Source organism: Terribacillus saccharophilus (genome assembly GCF_002272075.1).
Lineage (GTDB): Bacteria > Bacillota > Bacilli > Bacillales > Amphibacillaceae > Terribacillus > Terribacillus saccharophilus_A.
Genome location: NZ_NPBJ01000043.1, coordinates 18,286 through 36,062 on the forward strand (window position 1 = coordinate 18,286; position 17,777 = coordinate 36,062).

Consider the following 17,777-nt stretch of genomic DNA (forward strand, 5'->3'; position numbering starts at 1 on the left):
TCCCAATATATAGACAGCAAGTTTAACCTTTTTTAGCGCCTCTGCCACCACGTTTTGATTCTGTGTGTTTCTTAAGGGACGCTAGACGGTCCTCTGAATCCTTCAGGAAGCGATTCATTTTTGCTTCAAAATTCTCGGGGCGCTCACGATGACCACCGCCATGTCCGGAACCTCTATTGTTGTTATTACGACGTGCTGGTGGCGGATTATCTTTCGCTTTCTTGATTGAAAGTCCAATCTTTCCGTCCTTCTCATTAATAACCTTGACTGTGATCATATCACCAACAGACAAATGTTCATTAATGTCTTTCACGTAATTATCGGCAACTTCACTAATATGCACTAGACCAGTAGAACCTCCTGGCAATTCTACGAAAGCTCCGAAATTAGTGATTCCCGTTACCTTACCCTGATACTTGCTGCCTACTTCAATTGACATAAAAAAAATGCTCCTCCTTAAAGTTTGAAAGAAATATACTTCTTATATATTATATAAAAGCTTGGAAAAGGGTGTCAATAAGAGGGTTCCTCTTCAGTGATTTTAAAGATGGTTTCACCGTCTTTTGAGTAGAAATAGTTCGTTCTGGCGATTTCCAGTACATAACTCTTATCGTTCAAAAGTTCGATTTCCTCCTTGAGATCCTCTTCCTTCTTTTTCAAGCTGGCTAACTCTTCCTGCTTCTCTTCATATTCTGTCTGCTTAGAAGCATAAACACCACGCTGATGAATATGATAACCTATCATTAATCCCAGCAAAACAACTGCAAAAGCGGCGAACAAGATCAAACGCCGAAAGAGTCTTTTCTGTTTTTTCCGCTGCCGTTCTGTATATGCATCGTATTGTCTCGTGTAGCTGGACTCCATCTTCGTTACATTTCGTTTCTTTCTTGCCACGCCATTTTTACCTCCTTGCTTTGCGTAGTGAATCAAGTGCTTTCTTTGCTATATTCTTCATTTTACTATAGATACCTGCTAATTTGGAGTAAATTTTTCGGTACTTTTTTGGCGTCATTTTCCACACTACACGCCCAATCAGGCGTATTGGATAGAAAAGGATTACTAGAACCAATCTTATCAATCTCCATAAAAGCGTCACTACTCCTCCTGTCAGCAGTAGGAGCCCTTGGAGCAGCAAACGGATTGGCGTCAGGATAAGAACCTGTAAAATCCGTCTGACGATCAGGATGGTCCGCCGGATGACACGGATAAGCCATTCGAGCACCCGCCGATAGCTTGTCTGGAATAAAGCTCTATATCCTGCAAAACCACATAACAAAGCTAAAAGAATATAAAAGCGCATTTCCCCCTGATTCACTTGAAACAGCAGGAAAAACAAGAGCAAAGTCTGCAGCAGCCAAAAGCCGCATTCCATGATGTAACGCATGAAGACCTGCTTCTTCCAGTGTCGTTCGAAGCGGCGGAACGTATCCATGGCTGCACCAAGATAGACCCCGCCGGCAATCATCGACACGATGGTTAGGAATTGGACCGTGAGCGTCATTTGAAGAGCTTGCTAAAGATTCCTTTAGCCTTCTCCCCATGATGCTCATCCAAATAGGATAGCTCTTGGATTTTGCCTTTGATTGATACCTTCCCCTCCTGCAGATCCAGGTTCTTCATATGCAGGTTGCTCCCGCGAATGATCATATAGCCCATCTCAGTCTGGAGCAGGAATTCTTCGCTATCGAAGCTGTCCACTTCCTTCACGCCGCTGATCTCGAGCGATTTCCGATTAAACATCTTTATATCATGATCCGCTTGGGTATTCCGGGTTTGATCCATCATTACCGCCTCCCTTTATCCCTAACAATCTATGAAGGCAGGGACAAGGTTAGAACGGGTTTATTGTACAGGCTCTTCCTTTTTCACTGTGTACAGTGTCGCAGCATCTTCCTTCTTAACTGCTTCCTTCAGCTGCTGTACCTCTATCGTAAGCAGCTTCTGACCGAAGCGGATTGCCATCTCATCTCCAACCGCTACATTCGTTGAAGCCTTCGCCTGGACGCCGTTGATCGTAATACGGCCTTGATCGGCCACTTCTTTTGCTAATGTCCGGCGTTTGATCAATCGTGAGACTTTTAGAAATTTATCTAAACGCATATTATTCACTTCCCTTATCCGTACTTTTCTTACCCTCTATTACTTGATGCAACGCAATTTCTGGATTTATTTTATAATAGCCCGCATATGAAGCAATAGCAAACAGAAGCTCTCCAACGACCTTTTCATCCACCTCTGCCTCTGAAGCTCTTCTGCTAAACTCCGCCAGCAGCTGCGCTAAATTAGATGGAGAAGGTTTCCGCTTGCCCAACTCTGCTGCTTTCATTAGCTCCGGCTGCATTGATTCTTCCTCTTGCTCAAAATCATTCTCTGCTTTTTCTTCCTGCTTAATAGCTTCCCAGCTCTTGCTCAGCTCTTCTTCTGTTTCCAAGACTGCCTCTCCGAAAACGTGTGGATGACGGCGAATCATCTTTTCGGTCACACTCCGAATGACGTCTTCAATAGAGAAATAGCCATCATCTTCACCGATCTGACTGTGCAGCATAACCTGGAGCAGTACATCTCCGAGTTCCTCAATAAGATTCTCATCATCTTCCTTATTGATAGCATCAATCAATTCGTAAGCCTCTTCGATCAAGTATCTCCGTAAAGATTCATGTGTTTGTTTTTGATCCCATGGACAACCGCCTGGACCTCGCAGTGTCTGGATAACCTCACGTAATCGGTAGAATTTGTGGTTCATCTCCAGGGAGACTGCTGGCGGTACATACACACTCATCAAGTTGCTGAATTCTACACTCCTGTCCAAGTCCTCCAGCATTACAGTTTTGATACTCTCATCCGAGCTGCCTACTGCATCTACAATCGTAATCGGATATTCCGGCGGTAAATCTTCCAATAACTCCAGTTTTACTTCCGAAGCTACCATTTGGTCATACACCTGACAGAAGATGAGATGTTGTCTGTATTCCAACTCATCACGTTTGAATGACGTAGCGTCGACGAACTGAAAACCATCAATCGGATCAATTCTCAGTGCAGAGAATAAATCATCTAAAAAGCTCTGTCCTCCGATAATCTTAACGTCCACTTCTTGTTGAGCCAATAGCAGCTGAACTGTCATTTCAGCCAGCATCGGATGACCCGGAACTGCATAAATCAACGAACCTTCCTCAGCTTGTCGGAATAGAGCATTTGCTATCTCTTCGTAGACCGATTGAAAATCTGGATTGTTTTCGTAAATTTCGTCATAGGAATGGAACTCCACCCCTTCTTCCTCCAGTGTTCTGACAACAGGATGATCCTTCGTTCTTACAAAGATAGGCTCACCATGTTCTTTTAATTTCTTATATATTCCTAGTGACAACTGATTTATATCGCCACCACCAAGACCGACAACTTCAATTGTATGTTTCATTTTTCTTTTCTCCCTTCCAAGTGCAGTAAGTATTTGCTAAATGGCAACGATTCTAACTCTGCCCGATTGAATGCTCCTGTCTTAATCAAGGTTATTCCATACAATAAAGCACCTACCATGACTGCAAACAATACATACGCTAATAACAAAATTCGTGTTTTCACGTGAAACAATTCGACGGCAGCTACATATAAAAGTCCGACAGCGACAAGCATGGACAGTAATCCGACAAATAGACTTTTCCATGGAAGCTGAAATAATTTAATCTCCGGCAGATGCTGTTTAAGTAAAAACATATTACAAGCTAATATGCATGCCACAGTAATTACAGTCGCCAATGATGCACCCATGATTCCATAGATCGGTACGAGCCATTCATTCAAAAACCATTTTAGAAGAAAACCGGCTGCGATTATAGCAGCTGTTTGCTTCCACTTTCCTAAAGTCTCTAACATCGAAGCTGTCGTCAATGTAAGCGAACAAACAAAGATCGTCAGCGTGAATACTTGCAAAGAATATGTACCGACATCATCCTTAAACAACAGTTCGTTGACTAGCGGAAACAGAGCGACCAATCCAGCCGTTGCTGCGATTGATAATAGGAAGCTGAGCTTCCACCCGCTATGCAGCAAATGAACAACAGCCTTTTTCTCACTTATCAACTGTTCCTTCGTTATGGACGGGACGAATGCTAATGCCAGAGAGGAACCGACAACGATGCCTAACTGGACTAGCGGCTGTCCTCGATCATATATCCCTTTCCATTCACGTGCTTCATCCAAATTTAAACCATGATCTAGCAATCCGGAAACAAGCGTGAAAGCATCGGCAAACTGTAATAACAGCAATAGCATATAGTTTAGACAAATAAAAAGGCCGTATACGAGGATTGTCTTAATGATATGCGCCCACGGAAGGCGCTGCTCTACCGATGAAATAATCGACTCTTTCCTCATATAAAGACAAAGTATTACGATACCAAAGCATGCCCCTATTAAAGATGCCAGTGCAGCTTTAGCTCCAATGTCGTACAAATCACTCCCTGAACCGACAAGTAAGAAAGTGACGGCAAGAATCAAACCTACACGGACAAGCTGCTCCACTACTTGTGAAACAGCTGTCGGCGTCATATTCTGCTTCCCTTGATAAACACCTCGCAGAATCGAAGTAAAGGGCACTGCTAAGAAAATGAAAGATGCTGCTTGGAGTGGTTTCTCCAAAGCTGTATCACCCATCAACCCAGCAATTTGCGGTGCTGCCATATACAGCAAAGCAAATGTAATCACAGCCAGTCCGAGTAAGAAAACTCCTATCGGTAAATAAAACGAACGAAGAGATGGCGATGTGCTACGGTACCGATCAGCAACTAGCCTGGACACCGCTGCCGGAATACCGTATAGAGCCAGACTCGCTGCTATCCCAAGGAATGGATACACCTGCTGATAGATATAGAATCCCTTATCTCCTACTATATTTTGAAACGGGACCCGATAGCCCGCACTTAAAATCTTACTGATCAAACCAGCGACAGCCAGCACAAAAGCACCATGAAACAGCCGCTTCATCCCTAACCCCATCCGATGATTCCTCCAAACTTTTCCTATTGGGATTATACCATATAGCATATCCTGCTTTAACTTTGAGCAAGATCCAATACGACTTGTCTCCGTTAAAGAAATATGCTGGATTAGAGGTGAACAGCATGTATAAGGAAGTTATCAGAAATAAAAAAGCAGTCTATTACTTTTCAGGAGGCGCAATATCCCAAATCGGTGATATCTTATCAGGGTTAGCCTTCCTGTTTCTCGCTTATCGTTTGACTGGATCCAGTATCCATACAACAATGGTTGCTATTGCAGAAACTACGCCATACCTTCTTTTCGGATTATTCGGCGGAGCTTTGGCAGACCACGTCAACAGAAGAAATCTAATGGTGATCATTGACCTATTAAGACTGATTATCCTTACTATAATCATCATTCTCTACATACAGGATTGGTTAACCTACCCTCACCTTCTGGTTGGCAGTTTCCTGCTTCAGTGCTGTGGATGTTTTTTTAATCCGGCTCACCGAGCTGTGCTCCCTGAGATAATCCCAGAAGAAAAACTGTCTACCGCCAATAGTGCCTGGGACACCATTCAACGTACTGCATCCTTAATTGGTCCGATAATCGCAGTCTGGCTGCTGGCGAGTGCTGATATTATCTACTTTTTTGTAATAGATGCAGCTTCCTACACAATCAGCGCTCTTTGCCTTTCTCGTTTGCCGATTATGCCTACGTCTAGTAAGGAAGGCAGACTGTCTATCGTATCCCTTTATAGATCCGTATTCGATTTCTTTAAATGGATAAGAAAGAAGCCCGCTCTCGTGCATCTATTTATTACCACCTTCTTCGTGGTCTTTTTTAACACTTGGGTATGGCGGGTTGGCATATTACTTGCGTTCGAGGAAAACACACACAATGGAGAATCCTGGTATAACGCACTACAGATCGTATTTGGCATCGGAGCAACAATAATCAGCATTTTAATTCCGCTACTGATAAAAAGATTGGACATGAAAAAATATATTCTCGGATGCGTTATATGGGGTTCTGGAATCAGTATAATCGGTTCTGCTTACATGGTACCCTTCTTCTTTGTCGGCGCTATCCTTATCGGTATAGGTCTTCCTATAAGCAGCTTGACCCGGGTGTATCTTATACAGACCCATGTACCAAAAGTGATGCTAGGAAGGGCATTCAGCTCTAATGCTGTACTCCTGTATGCAGCAAATACGCTGTCACTGGCACTTTATGCCGGCTTATTACCCTTCCTATCCATTCGCAGCCTCATCCTGGTAAGCGGAGCAGGTATATTAGTAATTGTTTGTTTTTATATGTTAGTTATGGTTTTCCGAAAAAAACCAGGAGTCTGACCGTAAATACGCCTGAATACTGCGTGGTAAGAAGATACATTCTTAAAGCCTACTTGCATGGCGATGGAAAGGATGGAATCGTCAGTTTGACGGAGCAGCTTCTGGCTTTGGATAACACGATATATTTGAAGCCAGCTATAAGGAGACAGACCAGTTTCCTTTTTAAATAGATGACTGAATTGATATTTCCCTAACTGCGTCAGCTGCACCATGTTGTCCAATGTCCAGTCTTGCTGATAACTTTGTTTTAAAGCATCCAGAACGACGTGCACGGTTGGTTCATACCCTTTAATGTTCCACTTATTACTATGAGATCCTGGAACAAGGCGGAGCAGAACCATCGCCAGCTGGATCCAGCTGTTCTCAAGCCACAGAGCTCTTTCCTTTTCTGTAGCTGCCATCCTCCAATATAGATGAGTCGTGGAAAACCATTGTTGAAGAAGTGGGTGTTTACATACCACTAAAGCGAACATAGGATCAACTGTACTTCCGCTCAGTTCCTCTGCTACCTCTGTTACAAAAGCTGGCTTCAGTTCAACAATCCACTTTTCCGACGTATGGCGGAGCTGTTTATGTATCTCATGCGGATTAAGGAGCATGGCCTCACCATCAGACAGTAGCATGTTATGTTTCTGAAATCGGTAGGCGGCATGACCGCTAGGGCTGAAAATCAATTTATACGTATCATCATCCCGCCAGTTTCTTTCACCGAGCATTGTTGTCCGGTTCAATAAGAGACCATTCGTATGCTCCTCTATCATAAGCTCTCCTCCTCTTTTGGATTAGCTTAGCACAAAAAGAATCCCGCAACATAATCAGTTGCGGGATTCCACCTTTACTATTCCATCTGTCTTGCAAGGAAATTAGCAGCTGTTTCTGCTGCTTTCTCTTCGACTTTGCTAAGTTCGCCATCATTACGGCTCACGATAATAACACATCCAATTGGGTCGCCGCTAGCAATAATCGGACTGACCACATAAGCTGCAATCTCTTCTTCCCTGTCTTCTACAAGATCTACACTGCCAGCTTGATTATTTATCGCAGTCGTCCTCTCCATCATCGCCTTTTCGACAACCGAACCAATGCCTTTATTCATGTATTCTTTCTTCGATTCTCCTGCAACTGCAATATATTCATCACGGTCACATATCAGGACTCCATGATCAATCGAAGTAAATAATGCTTCCGCGTATTCTTTTGCGAAGTCACCCAACTCACTAATCGGAGAGTATTTCTTTAAAATAACCTCACCATCACGATCCACAAAGATCTCCAGCGGATCTCCTTCTCTAATGCGCAGTGTCCGGCGTATTTCCTTCGGGATAACAACTCGTCCCAAGTCATCGATTCTACGTACGATTCCTGTAGCCTTCATCTTCCAATGCCTCTCTTTCTGTATCCTAAGCTGCTCTGGGGTATTTTCTACTTATTATGAAGAAAAGAAGAATTCACCAGTTGTGAAGTTAGTATGATACACATCGGCATTACTATACATTTCCTGCGCAATTTTTAGTAACGTAATTTAGCTGGCCCGCTTTAGTTCGCGTATGGCTTGAATGAACTCTTCAGCTATTTCATATCGTCGTCCATAAGAGTTTCGATCCCAATTAAAGACGATTTTCAATTTCTTATCCTCTGTACCAAGCTGGACCATCCGGCCGTATTGATTTGCGAATTCGAACAGCTTGCTGCCGTCAACATGCTGACTCATATCGGAATCGACCAAAATCTCCATACGCTGTTTTTTCTTCTTCTCGCTGATGCTTTCGATTTTTTCGCGTTTGGCATACATCTTCAAAGAAGTGACATGGAAGAGGTTGCCCACTTCTTCAGGATAGTCACCAAATCGATCGATCAATTCTTCCCGTAAATCATGAATTTCCTCTTGAGATGTACAGCTCTGGAAACGTTTGTACATATCGATTTTCTGTTTCTCGTCTTTAATATAAGATTCTGGAATATACGCATTGATATCCAGATCAAGTTCGACCTCGAATGGTTTGATTTCTTCTGCAGGTTTACCTGCCTTCCGTGCTTCCACTGCTTCCGTAAGCATCTGGGAATACATATCAAAACCGACGGAATCGATAAAGCCATGCTGCTGAGAACCAAGCAAGTTGCCTGCTCCGCGGATAGTCAAATCCCGCATCGCAATTTTGAATCCTGATCCGAGTTCAGTGAATTCCTTGATTGCCTGCAGACGCTTTTCCGCCACCTCTGTTAACACTTTATCCTGCTGGTAAGTGAAATAAGCATATGCCACACGATTAGAACGTCCTACTCGACCGCGTAATTGGTATAGCTGACTAAGTCCCATTCTGTCTGCATTATCAACAATCAATGTGTTCACATTCGGAATATCCACACCTGTTTCGATAATGGTTGTGCTGACAAGAACATCATATTCTCCTTCAAGGAAGGCGAGCATGACACTTTCCAGCTCAGATTCGTTCATTTGTCCGTGCGCAAAGGCGACTCTGGCATCATCAACCAAAGCTGCAATCTCCTGTGCTTTACGCTCGATATTTTCTACCTTGTTGTAAAGGAAGAATACCTGGCCATCACGAGCCATTTCACGTTCAATAGCCTCGCGGATAAAGACTGGATTGTACTCCATCACATACGTTTGAATCGGGAACCTATTTTCAGGTGGTGTCTCGATAACGGAAAGATCACGAACACCCAGCATGGACATATGCAATGTACGCGGAATTGGTGTTGCAGTCAAAGTCAGAACATCCACATTCGTCTTCAGCTGTTTTAGTTTTTCTTTGTGTTTTACACCAAAGCGCTGCTCTTCGTCTACTACTAATAGGCCCAGATCTTTGTAGACAATGTCCTTGGATAATAGTCGATGAGTACCTACGACTACATCCACTACGCCGCTTTTCAGATCTTTGATTACCTCATTTTGCTGCTTACGCGTGCGGAATCGGCTCATCAGCCCTACATTGACTGCGTGGTCCTGGAATCTTTCCAGAATTGTCTCATAATGCTGCTGTGCCAAAATGGTTGTTGGCACTAAGATTGCTACCTGCTTACCATCAGCGATCGCCTTGAATGCTGCACGGATAGCCACTTCCGTTTTCCCATATCCGACATCACCACAAAGCAGCCTGTCCATTGGCCGTTCCCGTTCCATATCCTTCTTGATTTCATCAATGGTACGCAACTGATCTTCGGTTTCTTGATAAGGAAATGCCGCTTCGAATTCTCGCTGCATCTCGGTGTCTTCTGAAAATGCATAACCTTTGGAAGCTTCTCTCTCGGCATAAAGCTTGATCAGTTCATCCGCAATATCCTCCACAGATGATTGGACCCTGCTTTTAACCTTCTTCCACTCTGTTCCGCCAAGCTTGTAAAGCTTTGGTTCTTTTCCTTCTGATCCAACATATTTTTGCACAAGATCAATCTGATCAATTGGCACAAATAACTTATCGTCTCCGGAATAGCGGATCAGCATGAAATCCTTGCGCAGATCCTGCACCTGCAATGTCTCAATACCAACATAGCGTCCAATACCATGGTTTGCATGGACAACGTAGTCGCCTACAGCCAGCTCCTGGTAGCTCTTGATCCGCTCTGCGTTAGATATTTTCTGCTTCCGCTTCGGTCTTGCTGAACGCTTTTTAAACAGTTCGTTCTCAGTCAGTACTGCCAATTTGTGAAAAGGCAGCTCAAAACCGCTGCTGATATTACCAATCAAGATAGTCGGTGTGTTCACCGGCAAGGAAACACGCTCTGCAATGACTGCTTCCATATCGTAGTCAGCTAGAACAGCCTGAATTTTCTCTGCACGCTGCTGGGTAGGTGCCATTAAGATAGTAGAATAATTGCTCTTTTCCCACCGCTCCAGTTCATTTTTCAGCAAATGCATCTGTCCATGGAATTGCTGCATAGCCCTGCATGTTACATTTACAATATTTTGAGGCTGTGTATTCGGTATATGACGCAGGAATACGCTCAAATACAAACGTGGCTGCTTCATTTTCTGCAGTACTTCATGCCAGTCAAACGATAATTTCAGCTGTCTGACGGTTTGATGCGCTTCCAGCAGACTCTGATGCCATTCCGCTTCCTCTTCATCGAGCCGATTAGCTGTTTCTTGGATTCGGCTCATTTCATCAAGGATAATATAGCCACCTTCACCAAGATAATCTAACAGACTAGCTGGCTGCTCATAGAAATAGCCTGCATACTTGGCCATGCCCTGAAATCGCTCTTGCTGGCGTAGCCTTTCAAGATCCTGACTGACAGCCTCAAGAACTTGCTGCTTATGTTCATCCGACTGCAGCTTGCTTATTGTTTCCCCTAGCGCTTTCTCCAACCGATCTGCTGCTCTGGCGATGTCCTCACTATCGATGAGTAATTCCGTAGTAGGACCCACTTCGACCGAGTCTTTTTTCTCCAAAGAGCGCTGTGTGTCTGAATCAAAATAACGAATGGAATCGACTTCGGTATCAAATAATTCGATTCTGATCGGATTGGATTCCGTTAACGGATAAATATCCAATATCCCTCCGCGCAGACTGTACTCTCCTGGCGAAGCAACCATATCAGTACGTTCGTATCCCATATCGACCAGTGCGCGTAAATAGTGCTCTAAATCGATTTCTTCCCCAACACGAAAAGCCAGCTGATAGCTTTCCCATTTAGCTGGTTGTGGCAGTATTCTTTTTAGTGCTGCAGCCGGAGCTACCAAGATACCATTCTCGCTATGTTTCCAATTCCGCAACGCATCCAAACGTTGTGATCGAAGCTCCGGACTGGAGATGGCAATTTCGGATGCTAATAATTCATTCACAGGATACAGGTACACATTTGAATGCGTACTCAACTCCAATAAATCTTCATAAAGTGTTTGCGCCTGAGTCAGCTGATGGGTGACCAGGATTACCTTTCGCCGTATGGAGTCCTGCAGCACAGTTGCCAGTACTCCCCTTGCTGAACCAGACAATCCTGTCAAAAGCTGTTCGTCCATCCCAGACTTTATCCCATTAATGACTGATTGTATGTCATCCTGAGTTGAGATAAATTGCTTGATCTCTTGCATAATGCCTCCTTCTGCTAGTACATGTCATAAGCAAAAAATGCCTTGGTTCACGCACCAAAGCTTTGTATGACAACATTATTTAGCTTTACGTTATTGCATGAAATGATCCAGCTCATGATAATGCGGATTTCGCTGCAGCGCATTTTCGCAATCCTCACATGCTACCTGACAGACGATATGACCCGAATCGATCTGCACCATTTCCTGATAGTCTGCCGCGGATAATCGATCCCATCCGAGCGCCTTAATATCCACCTTATATTCATCCAGCTCTGCTAGCTGTGTTTTACAATGACGACAACGATAAACGATAGCCATAGTTACGCCTCCGGGACTTAGAATTGACTCTGTCAAAGTCTGCCCGAAAGCGCATAGATTCATACTTATCTTGTTGCAGTGTATGAATCAGCGATTGAAATCATTCATCACGTTCAGGAAAGGTTCCTTCAGCCAAGTTTCTGTGGCATCTGCCGCCTTCTTAACACTATCGACGATGTCTGGTATTTCTTCCTTGTGGAAGCGCTGAAGAACATAGTCTACAACAGGCTGCTGACTGACCGGACGGCCAATGCCGAGTCGCATACGCTTGAATTCTTTTGTACCCAAATGCGCAATCAAAGAACGGATCCCATTATGGCCCCCATGACCGCCTTTTTCCCGCAGTCGTACTTTTCCTGCTGGTAAATCCAAATCATCATAAATGACAACGAGATCCTCAAGATCTACATTATAATAATCCATAAGCGGACGAACGGCTTCACCTGATAGGTTCATGAAAGTTATAGGCTTTACCAAAATTACCTTTTCCCCATTTATCAAGCCGGTCGCATATACACTATTGAATTTTTTATTTGTTAACGGCAAATTGTGCCGATGCACTAATTCATCAATCGCAATGAACCCTATATTATGCCGTGTCTGATCATATTTCTGACCTGGATTCCCAAGTCCAACAATCATTTTCATATTTATAAACGCCCTTTACTCATAATCCATTCCAAAAAAACTATACCTTAACAGAAAATAAAATACAAGAAAACCGAAAAGCGAAGAAGAACGGTTAGAAACGGAGGAATAGGTGAGAAAGCCCGGAATGAGATGCTTTTTCTCATGCAGGGATTTATCGCCTATACCGCAGTTTCTGTTCTTCGCAGCTAGACACCACCGAAAAGCGGAAGAAACCGGTTAGAAACGGAGAAGTAAGGGAGAAAGCCCGGAGTGAGGCGTATTTTCCTTACGCAGGGATTTATCACTTACGGCGCAGTTTCTGGTTTCTGAAGCTAGACACCACCGAAAAGCGGAAAAGACCGCTTAGAAACGAAGCGGTAAGCAAGGGAGCACGGAGTGGATGACCTTTCCACGCAGGGATTCATTGCTTACAGCGCAGTTTCTGGTCTTTGGAGCTAGACAAAACCGAAAAGCGGAGAAGAACGGTTAGAAACGTAAGGATAGGTGAGAAAGCCCGGAATGAGATGCTTTTTCTCATGCAGGGATTTATCGCCTATACCGCAGTTTCTGTTCTTCGCAGCTAGACAAAACCGAAAAGCGAAGAAAACCGGTTAGAAACGGAGGGATAGGTGTATTCACCGTTAACACCCCACTGCTATTCTCCTTCTCCGACAGTAAGGATAAATCCTTCATTCTTGCACAAAAAGCACATCAAGGATGCTTGCTTTCCATCCTTGACATGCTTTGCCTATACTTTCTATCATATCCTTTGCCTGTAAGGAATAATCCTACTTCATTAAAACTTTACACTTTTTTCAAATTGTTTCACCATTGTAAAAAGTAATAAAGCAATAAAGGCAATCGTTGTAACGAGTACAGCTGCAATAGGCATAGTACCCTTTCCCGTACTCAGTAGCTCTGTTGCCAGGTTGAGGAGATTTGAAGGCAAATAAATGGCTATATCAGGTATTACTGTCGACAAGAGAGCGATACTAGCCAGTATTAAGATAGATATGCCAGCTACTCCTCCACTGCGACGAAGAAACGTACTAACAAACAACGTGACTGTTATAACTAGCACAATCCATAAACAATAAATCACAAAGCTTTTCCATACGGAACTAAGCGACACATCAGAAAAAAGGATGTTTGTATAATACCATGCGGCTCCATAGGAGATTGTAAAGGCACCAAGATGAAGCATTACAAGCATCGTCCACTTACTGAATATATAGGTGGCAGTATTTACAGGTCTGGAGAACAGCTGCATAAGAGAGCCGTTATTTCTCTCCTGTACAATTACATTCATACACGCAAGCACAATAATTGCCGTTCCAATCGTATGTAGCTGAGACAAAGTCCCCGCCAGAACTTCAGCACCGCTAGGGATTGGAAGTTCAATTACTGCTCCTGGCGGCAGACTATTAGAATTCTCCAAAATTGTTGGCATAAAATATAAACTGATTGGCTGAAGAAGTGTCACTAACAGGATGACAGCAGGCAGCCAAACCAGCTTCTTTTCTCTCCAAGCCTCTACCCATTCTTTATGAAACAGCACATTGAATCTCTTCAACCTTCCATCACCTCTATGTAATGTTCTTCTAAGGTTTTTTCTTCTGCCCCGAAATACCTGACTCCTATGTCTTGCTGGATACATTTTTGCAGTAGCATATTGGGCGTAACATTATGCCGCAATGTTCCGATGATCTTCCTTGATTCCTTTATATCTATCTCTTCATAAAGCTCCAGCAATTCTTCAATCTGTAAAGATTCTAATGTTTCCAAGCGATAGCGTTCTCTTAGCCGATTCCCCTTCCATTCCTTCATGTCTTCATAGGATATACTTTGACCTGATTTCATAATTAATGCCTTATCACATATCTGTTCCGCATCATGCAGTACATGTGTAGAAAATAGAATAGCCATATCCTTTTTCAAATCCTCCAATATATCCATGACATCAATTCTTCCAGCTGGGTCAAGAGCGGATACAGGTTCATCAAGCAAAAGAATTTTCGGCTCATGCATGATTGCTTGCGCTAAGCCGAGACGCTGTTTCATCCCTCCAGAGAAAGCTCCTATCTTCTGTTTCTGTGCTCCTAACAATCCTGTCATTTCCAATACACGCAAGCTTCGTTCTTTTATAGTTCGTTTAGTCATCCCAGATAATGTTCCAGCTAAAATGAGATATTCTTTAGGGTACATCCAATCGAAGAAGGTGGGATATTGAGGCAGAAATCCAATTTTATCTTTGTTAAGTACTTTGTTATCACTCATTATCAACCCAGCAGTTGGTGTGATTAATCCAGCCAGCATATGTAAAGTTGTTGTCTTACCCGCTCCATTTGGTCCTAAAAGCGCAATACACTCATTTTCCTTCAACTGAAGACTTAGGTTTTTTACCGCGACATGTTTTCCGTATCGTTTCGTCAATCCTTGTGCTTCTAAAATAGTCATTTATATGCATCCTTTCTTTGCCCAATCACGAAATAAAGGATAGGTCCGATGATACTGATACAGAAAATAATTACTATCCAGACCCATTTGGGTCCCAGCGTTTCTTCTGCTCGAATACAACTGATCAATGCAATAATGAGTAAAAGAAACTGGATCACGATAACAGGCAACAACAATGTCACAATGTTCTCCATCTTCAGTACCTCCTTTTATCTTTACGAATGATAAATACATAATATAAAAGAAGCGGTGTAGGAAACTGAATCAGTCCGACAATCCCCCATGCCCATGCATGAGTACCTCTTCTTTTTGCATCCATGTACAACCAGATTCCTTGTGCCAGCAATATAGGAATTGCTAAGATAATAATTTTCAGTTCATTCGAAGATATCATGTGACCCTTCCTTTGCTTCTTTCAACTAGTAATAGGATGACAACAGCAATAATTGAAATGAGCTGCATAATGTAGAAAGCCCAAGTGATATGTACGGCCATAAGCATGTACACGGATAGCAACACACATGCTAGAATGATGAACCTGCATAGTTCTCTGCGCATTCTTTCTCGATATCTCTTCTCACCCGAGCTTATCTGCTGCAGCATCTCATCCGTTTCAGGAACATCAATATGTAATTTTGCATCCATTTCATCCCAGGTTTCGTCCATCTTCTTCATCCATTCATCTTGTTTCATCTGACCACTCCTCTCTTAATTTCTTTAACGCATAATGAATACGGGACTTTACTGTCCCTTTTCTTAATTTTGTCATTGCACTAATTTCCTCAATTGAATAACCATAATAATGACGAAGCAATATTAACGTCCTAGTTTCTATAGATAACGATGCAAACAGATCCAGATGCAATGACCAATCCATATTGCCTTGTTCTAATTCCCATTTCATTTTTCGTTTTTCATTCTCCGTCAGCTGCAGTTGTCTTTTCCTATCTCGCTTACTTTTCCGTTGTTCATCCAAATATAAGCGAGTTGCGATAGATATAAGCCATGTAGAAAATTTAGATTGATAACGAAATTTCGGCAAATTGATATATGCCCGAATCATCGTTTCCTGCAGCAAGTCTTCTGTCATTTCTTTATTCATCGTGAGTTTAAAAAGATAACGATATAAGAACGTATAATATTGCTGGAAAAGCTGACTGAAAGCCGATTTGTCTTGTTTGGCATTTTCAATCGATATGGTTTCCGCTGATTCCTCCATCTCACTCCCCCTTCCTTCTCTGACTATATGACGTTTTAGGAATTTGAATGGTTCAATCAAAATAAAAAAAAGCTGTGCCTTTTCAGGCACAGCTTTTTGTAATCACTTAATCTTCTTTATCGTTCTTAGATCCTTCTTCGATTGCTTCTACATCATCCGCGTCACCAGTAGTTGTATCATCTGTTTCAATCTCTGCAGTAGGTGCAGTGACTGTAGCGATTGTTGTATCAGCATCCGTTAGGATTTCATAAGAACCATCTGTTGGCAGGTCGCCAACACTGATGCTGTCACCGACTTCAAGTTTGGAGACATCGACTGTAATCTGATCTGGAATGTCGTTCGGTTTTGCACTGATTTCCAAATCATATAGTGGCTGCTGAAGAACGCCGCCTTCACTAGAACCAGGTGCTTCACCTTCAAGCTGAATCGGCACTTCTACATTACGCGCTTCGGACATATTTACTACATAAAAGTCCGCGTGCACTAGACTGCCTTTCAAAGAATCTGTTTGATAGTCATGCAGCATGACATCTACTGTATCGCCTTTAACATCAAGGGAAATAATTGCGTTTTTCCCTTCATCACGAACAGTTTTCAGTAAGTCAACGCTATCTACCGCGACACTTACAGGATCTTTGCCATTTCCGTACACGACTGCTGGAATGATACCTTCTTCACGCAGTCCTCTAATATAAGATTTAGTATTGTTTTCTCGTTTGTCTGCTTTAAGTTTTACTGCCATCGTAATCACCCTCCATAGTTTTTAGGCGTCTACAAAGTATGATTCCCTTACGATTCCAGTATTAAACATTAATCAATCAAACAGGATACTTACAGATTGCTGTTCGTGAATACGAATAATTGCTTCACCGAACAATGGCGCAACAGAAAGCTGCGTGATATTTTCAATTTGCTTCTCTTTTGGAAGAGGAATTGAGTTTGTCACAACAAGCTCTTTTATTTGTGAATTTTGGATTCGCTCGATTGCCGGTCCGGATAGAACTGGATGAGAACATGCTGCGTATACTTCTGTCGCACCTTTTTCTCTCAATGCATTAGCAGCTAGCGTCAATGTTCCAGCTGTATCAATGATATCATCGATGATGATTGCAGTTTTGCCTTTGATCTCTCCGATGATGTTCATCACTTCTGCCACGTTTGGACGAGGGCGGCGTTTGTCGATGATTGCAATTGGCGCTTTCAAACGATCTGCCATACGGCGAGCACGGACTACACCGCCGTGGTCAGGAGATACAACGACGATATCTTCCAAGTTCTTTTTCTCGAAATAATCGGATAGAATTGGAACACCTACCAAGTGGTCGATCGGAATATCGAAGAAACCTTGGATCTGCGGTGCATGCAAGTCCAATGCCAAGACACGTGTAGCTCCGGCAGTCTGCAGGATATCAGCGATCAGTTTGCTTGTAATTGGTTCACGGGCACGGGCTTTACGATCCTGACGTGCATAACCGTAATAAGGCATGATGATGTTAATTGTTTTAGCTGATGCACGTTTTAATGCATCAATCATGATGAGCAGCTCCATCATATGCTGATTGACAGGTGCACTAGTAGACTGGACAACATAAACGTCACAGCCGCGGATACTTTCTTCGATATTGATCTGGATTTCGCCATCGCTAAAGTGGGAAACAGTGATTTTACCCAGTTCTACGCCAATGTGGTCTGCAATTGACTTAGCTAACTCCGGATTAGAATTCAAAGAAAAAACTTTTAACGATGGATCATTATAAGGCATGTC

At 42.9% G+C, this 17,777-nt stretch carries 21 protein-coding genes; 1 reads left to right on the plus strand and 20 read right to left on the minus strand.

Annotated elements, in window-relative coordinates; all coding sequences use genetic code 11:
• Window positions 1-22 precede the first annotated feature (22 nt).
• The 7 genes from CHH48_RS18620 to CHH48_RS18650 form a co-directional block, all read right to left on the minus strand.
• A complete protein-coding gene (locus CHH48_RS18620; RefSeq protein WP_038562403.1) occupies window positions 23-439 on the minus strand; it encodes a S1 domain-containing RNA-binding protein in 417 nt (138 codons plus the stop codon).
• A gap of 74 nt (window positions 440-513) precedes the next feature.
• Window positions 514-894, minus strand: a complete 381-nt coding sequence (locus CHH48_RS18625) for an FtsB family cell division protein (protein ID WP_095220771.1) — start codon at window positions 892-894, stop codon at window positions 514-516.
• Between the two features lie 7 nt (window positions 895-901).
• A complete protein-coding gene (gene yabQ / locus CHH48_RS18630; RefSeq protein WP_095220770.1) occupies window positions 902-1,501 on the minus strand; it encodes a spore cortex biosynthesis protein YabQ in 600 nt (199 codons plus the stop codon).
• The gene (gene yabP, locus CHH48_RS18635; RefSeq protein ID WP_428848897.1) at window positions 1,498-1,782 is read right to left on the minus strand and encodes a sporulation protein YabP; all 285 of its coding nucleotides are present in this window, start codon (window positions 1,780-1,782) and stop codon (window positions 1,498-1,500) included. Before yabP ends, yabQ begins: the two co-directional genes overlap by 4 nt.
• A gap of 60 nt (window positions 1,783-1,842) precedes the next feature.
• On the minus strand, window positions 1,843-2,100 hold the full coding sequence (locus tag CHH48_RS18640; protein ID WP_038562415.1) for an RNA-binding S4 domain-containing protein: 258 nt from the start codon (window positions 2,098-2,100) through the stop codon (window positions 1,843-1,845).
• A 1-nt stretch (window position 2,101) separates the two neighbouring features.
• Complete coding sequence (locus CHH48_RS18645) at window positions 2,102-3,418, minus strand: MazG family protein (protein ID WP_095220768.1); 1,317 nt, start codon at window positions 3,416-3,418, stop codon at window positions 2,102-2,104.
• Window positions 3,415-4,995: a putative polysaccharide biosynthesis protein gene (locus CHH48_RS18650; RefSeq protein ID WP_176466513.1), complete on the minus strand. Its 1,581-nt coding sequence runs from the start codon at window positions 4,993-4,995 to the stop codon at window positions 3,415-3,417. The genes CHH48_RS18645 and CHH48_RS18650 overlap by 4 nt, the downstream gene beginning before the upstream one ends.
• A 125-nt stretch (window positions 4,996-5,120) precedes the next feature.
• Here CHH48_RS18650 and CHH48_RS18655 point away from each other — a divergent pair, with 125 nt between their 5' ends.
• A complete protein-coding gene (locus CHH48_RS18655; protein ID WP_095220766.1) occupies window positions 5,121-6,335 on the plus strand; it encodes an MFS transporter in 1,215 nt (404 codons plus the stop codon).
• On the opposite strand, the gene CHH48_RS18660 is transcribed toward CHH48_RS18655, so the two are convergent.
• The 13 genes from CHH48_RS18660 to CHH48_RS18720 all read right to left on the minus strand — a co-directional run bounded on the left by CHH48_RS18660 (window position 6,293) and on the right by CHH48_RS18720 (window position 17,774).
• Window positions 6,293-7,096 (minus strand): AraC family transcriptional regulator, encoded by an 804-nt coding sequence (locus CHH48_RS18660; RefSeq protein ID WP_095220765.1) that lies wholly within the window; start codon window positions 7,094-7,096, stop codon window positions 6,293-6,295. The genes CHH48_RS18655 and CHH48_RS18660 overlap by 43 nt on opposite strands.
• A gap of 77 nt (window positions 7,097-7,173) precedes the next feature.
• Window positions 7,174-7,710: a stage V sporulation protein T gene (spoVT, locus tag CHH48_RS18665; RefSeq protein ID WP_095220764.1), complete on the minus strand. Its 537-nt coding sequence runs from the start codon at window positions 7,708-7,710 to the stop codon at window positions 7,174-7,176.
• 147 nt (window positions 7,711-7,857) lie between these two features.
• Complete coding sequence (mfd, locus tag CHH48_RS18670) at window positions 7,858-11,388, minus strand: transcription-repair coupling factor (protein WP_095220763.1); 3,531 nt, start codon at window positions 11,386-11,388, stop codon at window positions 7,858-7,860.
• A gap of 90 nt (window positions 11,389-11,478) precedes the next feature.
• Entirely contained in the window at window positions 11,479-11,706 is a 228-nt protein-coding gene (locus tag CHH48_RS18675) for an anti-sigma-F factor Fin (protein ID WP_175074980.1), read from the minus strand.
• A gap of 87 nt (window positions 11,707-11,793) precedes the next feature.
• Entirely contained in the window at window positions 11,794-12,354 is a 561-nt protein-coding gene (pth, locus tag CHH48_RS18680) for an aminoacyl-tRNA hydrolase (protein WP_095220761.1), read from the minus strand.
• 778 nt (window positions 12,355-13,132) lie between these two features.
• On the minus strand, window positions 13,133-13,909 hold the full coding sequence (locus CHH48_RS18685) for an ABC transporter permease (RefSeq protein WP_095220760.1): 777 nt from the start codon (window positions 13,907-13,909) through the stop codon (window positions 13,133-13,135).
• Window positions 13,906-14,793 carry an ABC transporter ATP-binding protein gene (locus CHH48_RS18690; protein ID WP_095220759.1) on the minus strand — a complete coding sequence of 296 codons (888 nt, stop codon included), beginning with the start codon at window positions 14,791-14,793 and terminating at the stop codon, window positions 13,906-13,908. Before CHH48_RS18690 ends, CHH48_RS18685 begins: the two co-directional genes overlap by 4 nt.
• On the minus strand, window positions 14,790-14,987 hold the full coding sequence (locus tag CHH48_RS18695; RefSeq protein ID WP_095220758.1) for a PLDc N-terminal domain-containing protein: 198 nt from the start codon (window positions 14,985-14,987) through the stop codon (window positions 14,790-14,792). Before CHH48_RS18695 ends, CHH48_RS18690 begins: the two co-directional genes overlap by 4 nt.
• 2 nt (window positions 14,988-14,989) lie before the next feature.
• Window positions 14,990-15,187 carry a transcriptional regulator gene (locus tag CHH48_RS18700; RefSeq protein ID WP_371809692.1) on the minus strand — a complete coding sequence of 66 codons (198 nt, stop codon included), beginning with the start codon at window positions 15,185-15,187 and terminating at the stop codon, window positions 14,990-14,992.
• Window positions 15,184-15,486, minus strand: a complete 303-nt coding sequence (locus CHH48_RS18705) for a YxlC family protein (protein WP_095220757.1) — start codon at window positions 15,484-15,486, stop codon at window positions 15,184-15,186. Before CHH48_RS18705 ends, CHH48_RS18700 begins: the two co-directional genes overlap by 4 nt.
• Window positions 15,473-16,012: an RNA polymerase sigma factor SigY gene (gene sigY / locus CHH48_RS18710; RefSeq protein WP_095220756.1), complete on the minus strand. Its 540-nt coding sequence runs from the start codon at window positions 16,010-16,012 to the stop codon at window positions 15,473-15,475. Before sigY ends, CHH48_RS18705 begins: the two co-directional genes overlap by 14 nt.
• Before the next feature lie 106 nt (window positions 16,013-16,118).
• Complete coding sequence (locus CHH48_RS18715) at window positions 16,119-16,754, minus strand: 50S ribosomal protein L25/general stress protein Ctc (protein WP_095220755.1); 636 nt, start codon at window positions 16,752-16,754, stop codon at window positions 16,119-16,121.
• 72 nt (window positions 16,755-16,826) lie between these two features.
• Window positions 16,827-17,774, minus strand: coding sequence for a ribose-phosphate diphosphokinase (locus CHH48_RS18720; RefSeq protein ID WP_095220754.1), 948 nt, complete (start codon window positions 17,772-17,774; stop codon window positions 16,827-16,829).
• Window positions 17,775-17,777 lie beyond the last annotated feature (3 nt).

Excerpts from the sequence above, each read along its gene's own strand:
- CHH48_RS18620 (WP_038562403.1), bottom strand. The coding sequence starts at position 439 with ATGTCAATTGAAGTAGGCAGCAAGTATCAGGGTAAGGTAACGGGAATC.
- yabQ (WP_095220770.1), bottom strand. The coding sequence starts at position 1,501 with ATGACGCTCACGGTCCAATTCCTAACCATCGTGTCGATGATTGCCGGC.
- yabP (WP_428848897.1), bottom strand. The coding sequence starts at position 1,782 with ATGGATCAAACCCGGAATACCCAAGCGGATCATGATATAAAGATGTTT.
- CHH48_RS18640 (WP_038562415.1), bottom strand. The coding sequence starts at position 2,100 with ATGCGTTTAGATAAATTTCTAAAAGTCTCACGATTGATCAAACGCCGG.
- CHH48_RS18645 (WP_095220768.1), bottom strand. The coding sequence starts at position 3,418 with ATGAAACATACAATTGAAGTTGTCGGTCTTGGTGGTGGCGATATAAAT.
- CHH48_RS18650 (WP_176466513.1), bottom strand. The coding sequence starts at position 4,995 with ATGGGGTTAGGGATGAAGCGGCTGTTTCATGGTGCTTTTGTGCTGGCT.
- CHH48_RS18655 (WP_095220766.1), top strand. The coding sequence starts at position 5,121 with ATGTATAAGGAAGTTATCAGAAATAAAAAAGCAGTCTATTACTTTTCA.
- CHH48_RS18660 (WP_095220765.1), bottom strand. The coding sequence starts at position 7,096 with ATGATAGAGGAGCATACGAATGGTCTCTTATTGAACCGGACAACAATG.
- spoVT (WP_095220764.1), bottom strand. The coding sequence starts at position 7,710 with ATGAAGGCTACAGGAATCGTACGTAGAATCGATGACTTGGGACGAGTT.
- mfd (WP_095220763.1), bottom strand. The coding sequence starts at position 11,388 with ATGCAAGAGATCAAGCAATTTATCTCAACTCAGGATGACATACAATCA.
- CHH48_RS18675 (WP_175074980.1), bottom strand. The coding sequence starts at position 11,706 with ATGGCTATCGTTTATCGTTGTCGTCATTGTAAAACACAGCTAGCAGAG.
- pth (WP_095220761.1), bottom strand. The coding sequence starts at position 12,354 with ATGAAAATGATTGTTGGACTTGGGAATCCAGGTCAGAAATATGATCAG.
- CHH48_RS18690 (WP_095220759.1), bottom strand. The coding sequence starts at position 14,793 with ATGACTATTTTAGAAGCACAAGGATTGACGAAACGATACGGAAAACAT.
- CHH48_RS18695 (WP_095220758.1), bottom strand. The coding sequence starts at position 14,987 with ATGGAGAACATTGTGACATTGTTGTTGCCTGTTATCGTGATCCAGTTT.
- CHH48_RS18700 (WP_371809692.1), bottom strand. The coding sequence starts at position 15,187 with ATGATATCTTCGAATGAACTGAAAATTATTATCTTAGCAATTCCTATA.
- CHH48_RS18705 (WP_095220757.1), bottom strand. The coding sequence starts at position 15,486 with ATGAAACAAGATGAATGGATGAAGAAGATGGACGAAACCTGGGATGAA.
- sigY (WP_095220756.1), bottom strand. The coding sequence starts at position 16,012 with ATGGAGGAATCAGCGGAAACCATATCGATTGAAAATGCCAAACAAGAC.
- CHH48_RS18715 (WP_095220755.1), bottom strand. The coding sequence starts at position 16,754 with ATGGCAGTAAAACTTAAAGCAGACAAACGAGAAAACAATACTAAATCT.
- CHH48_RS18720 (WP_095220754.1), bottom strand. The coding sequence starts at position 17,774 with ATGCCTTATAATGATCCATCGTTAAAAGTTTTTTCTTTGAATTCTAAT.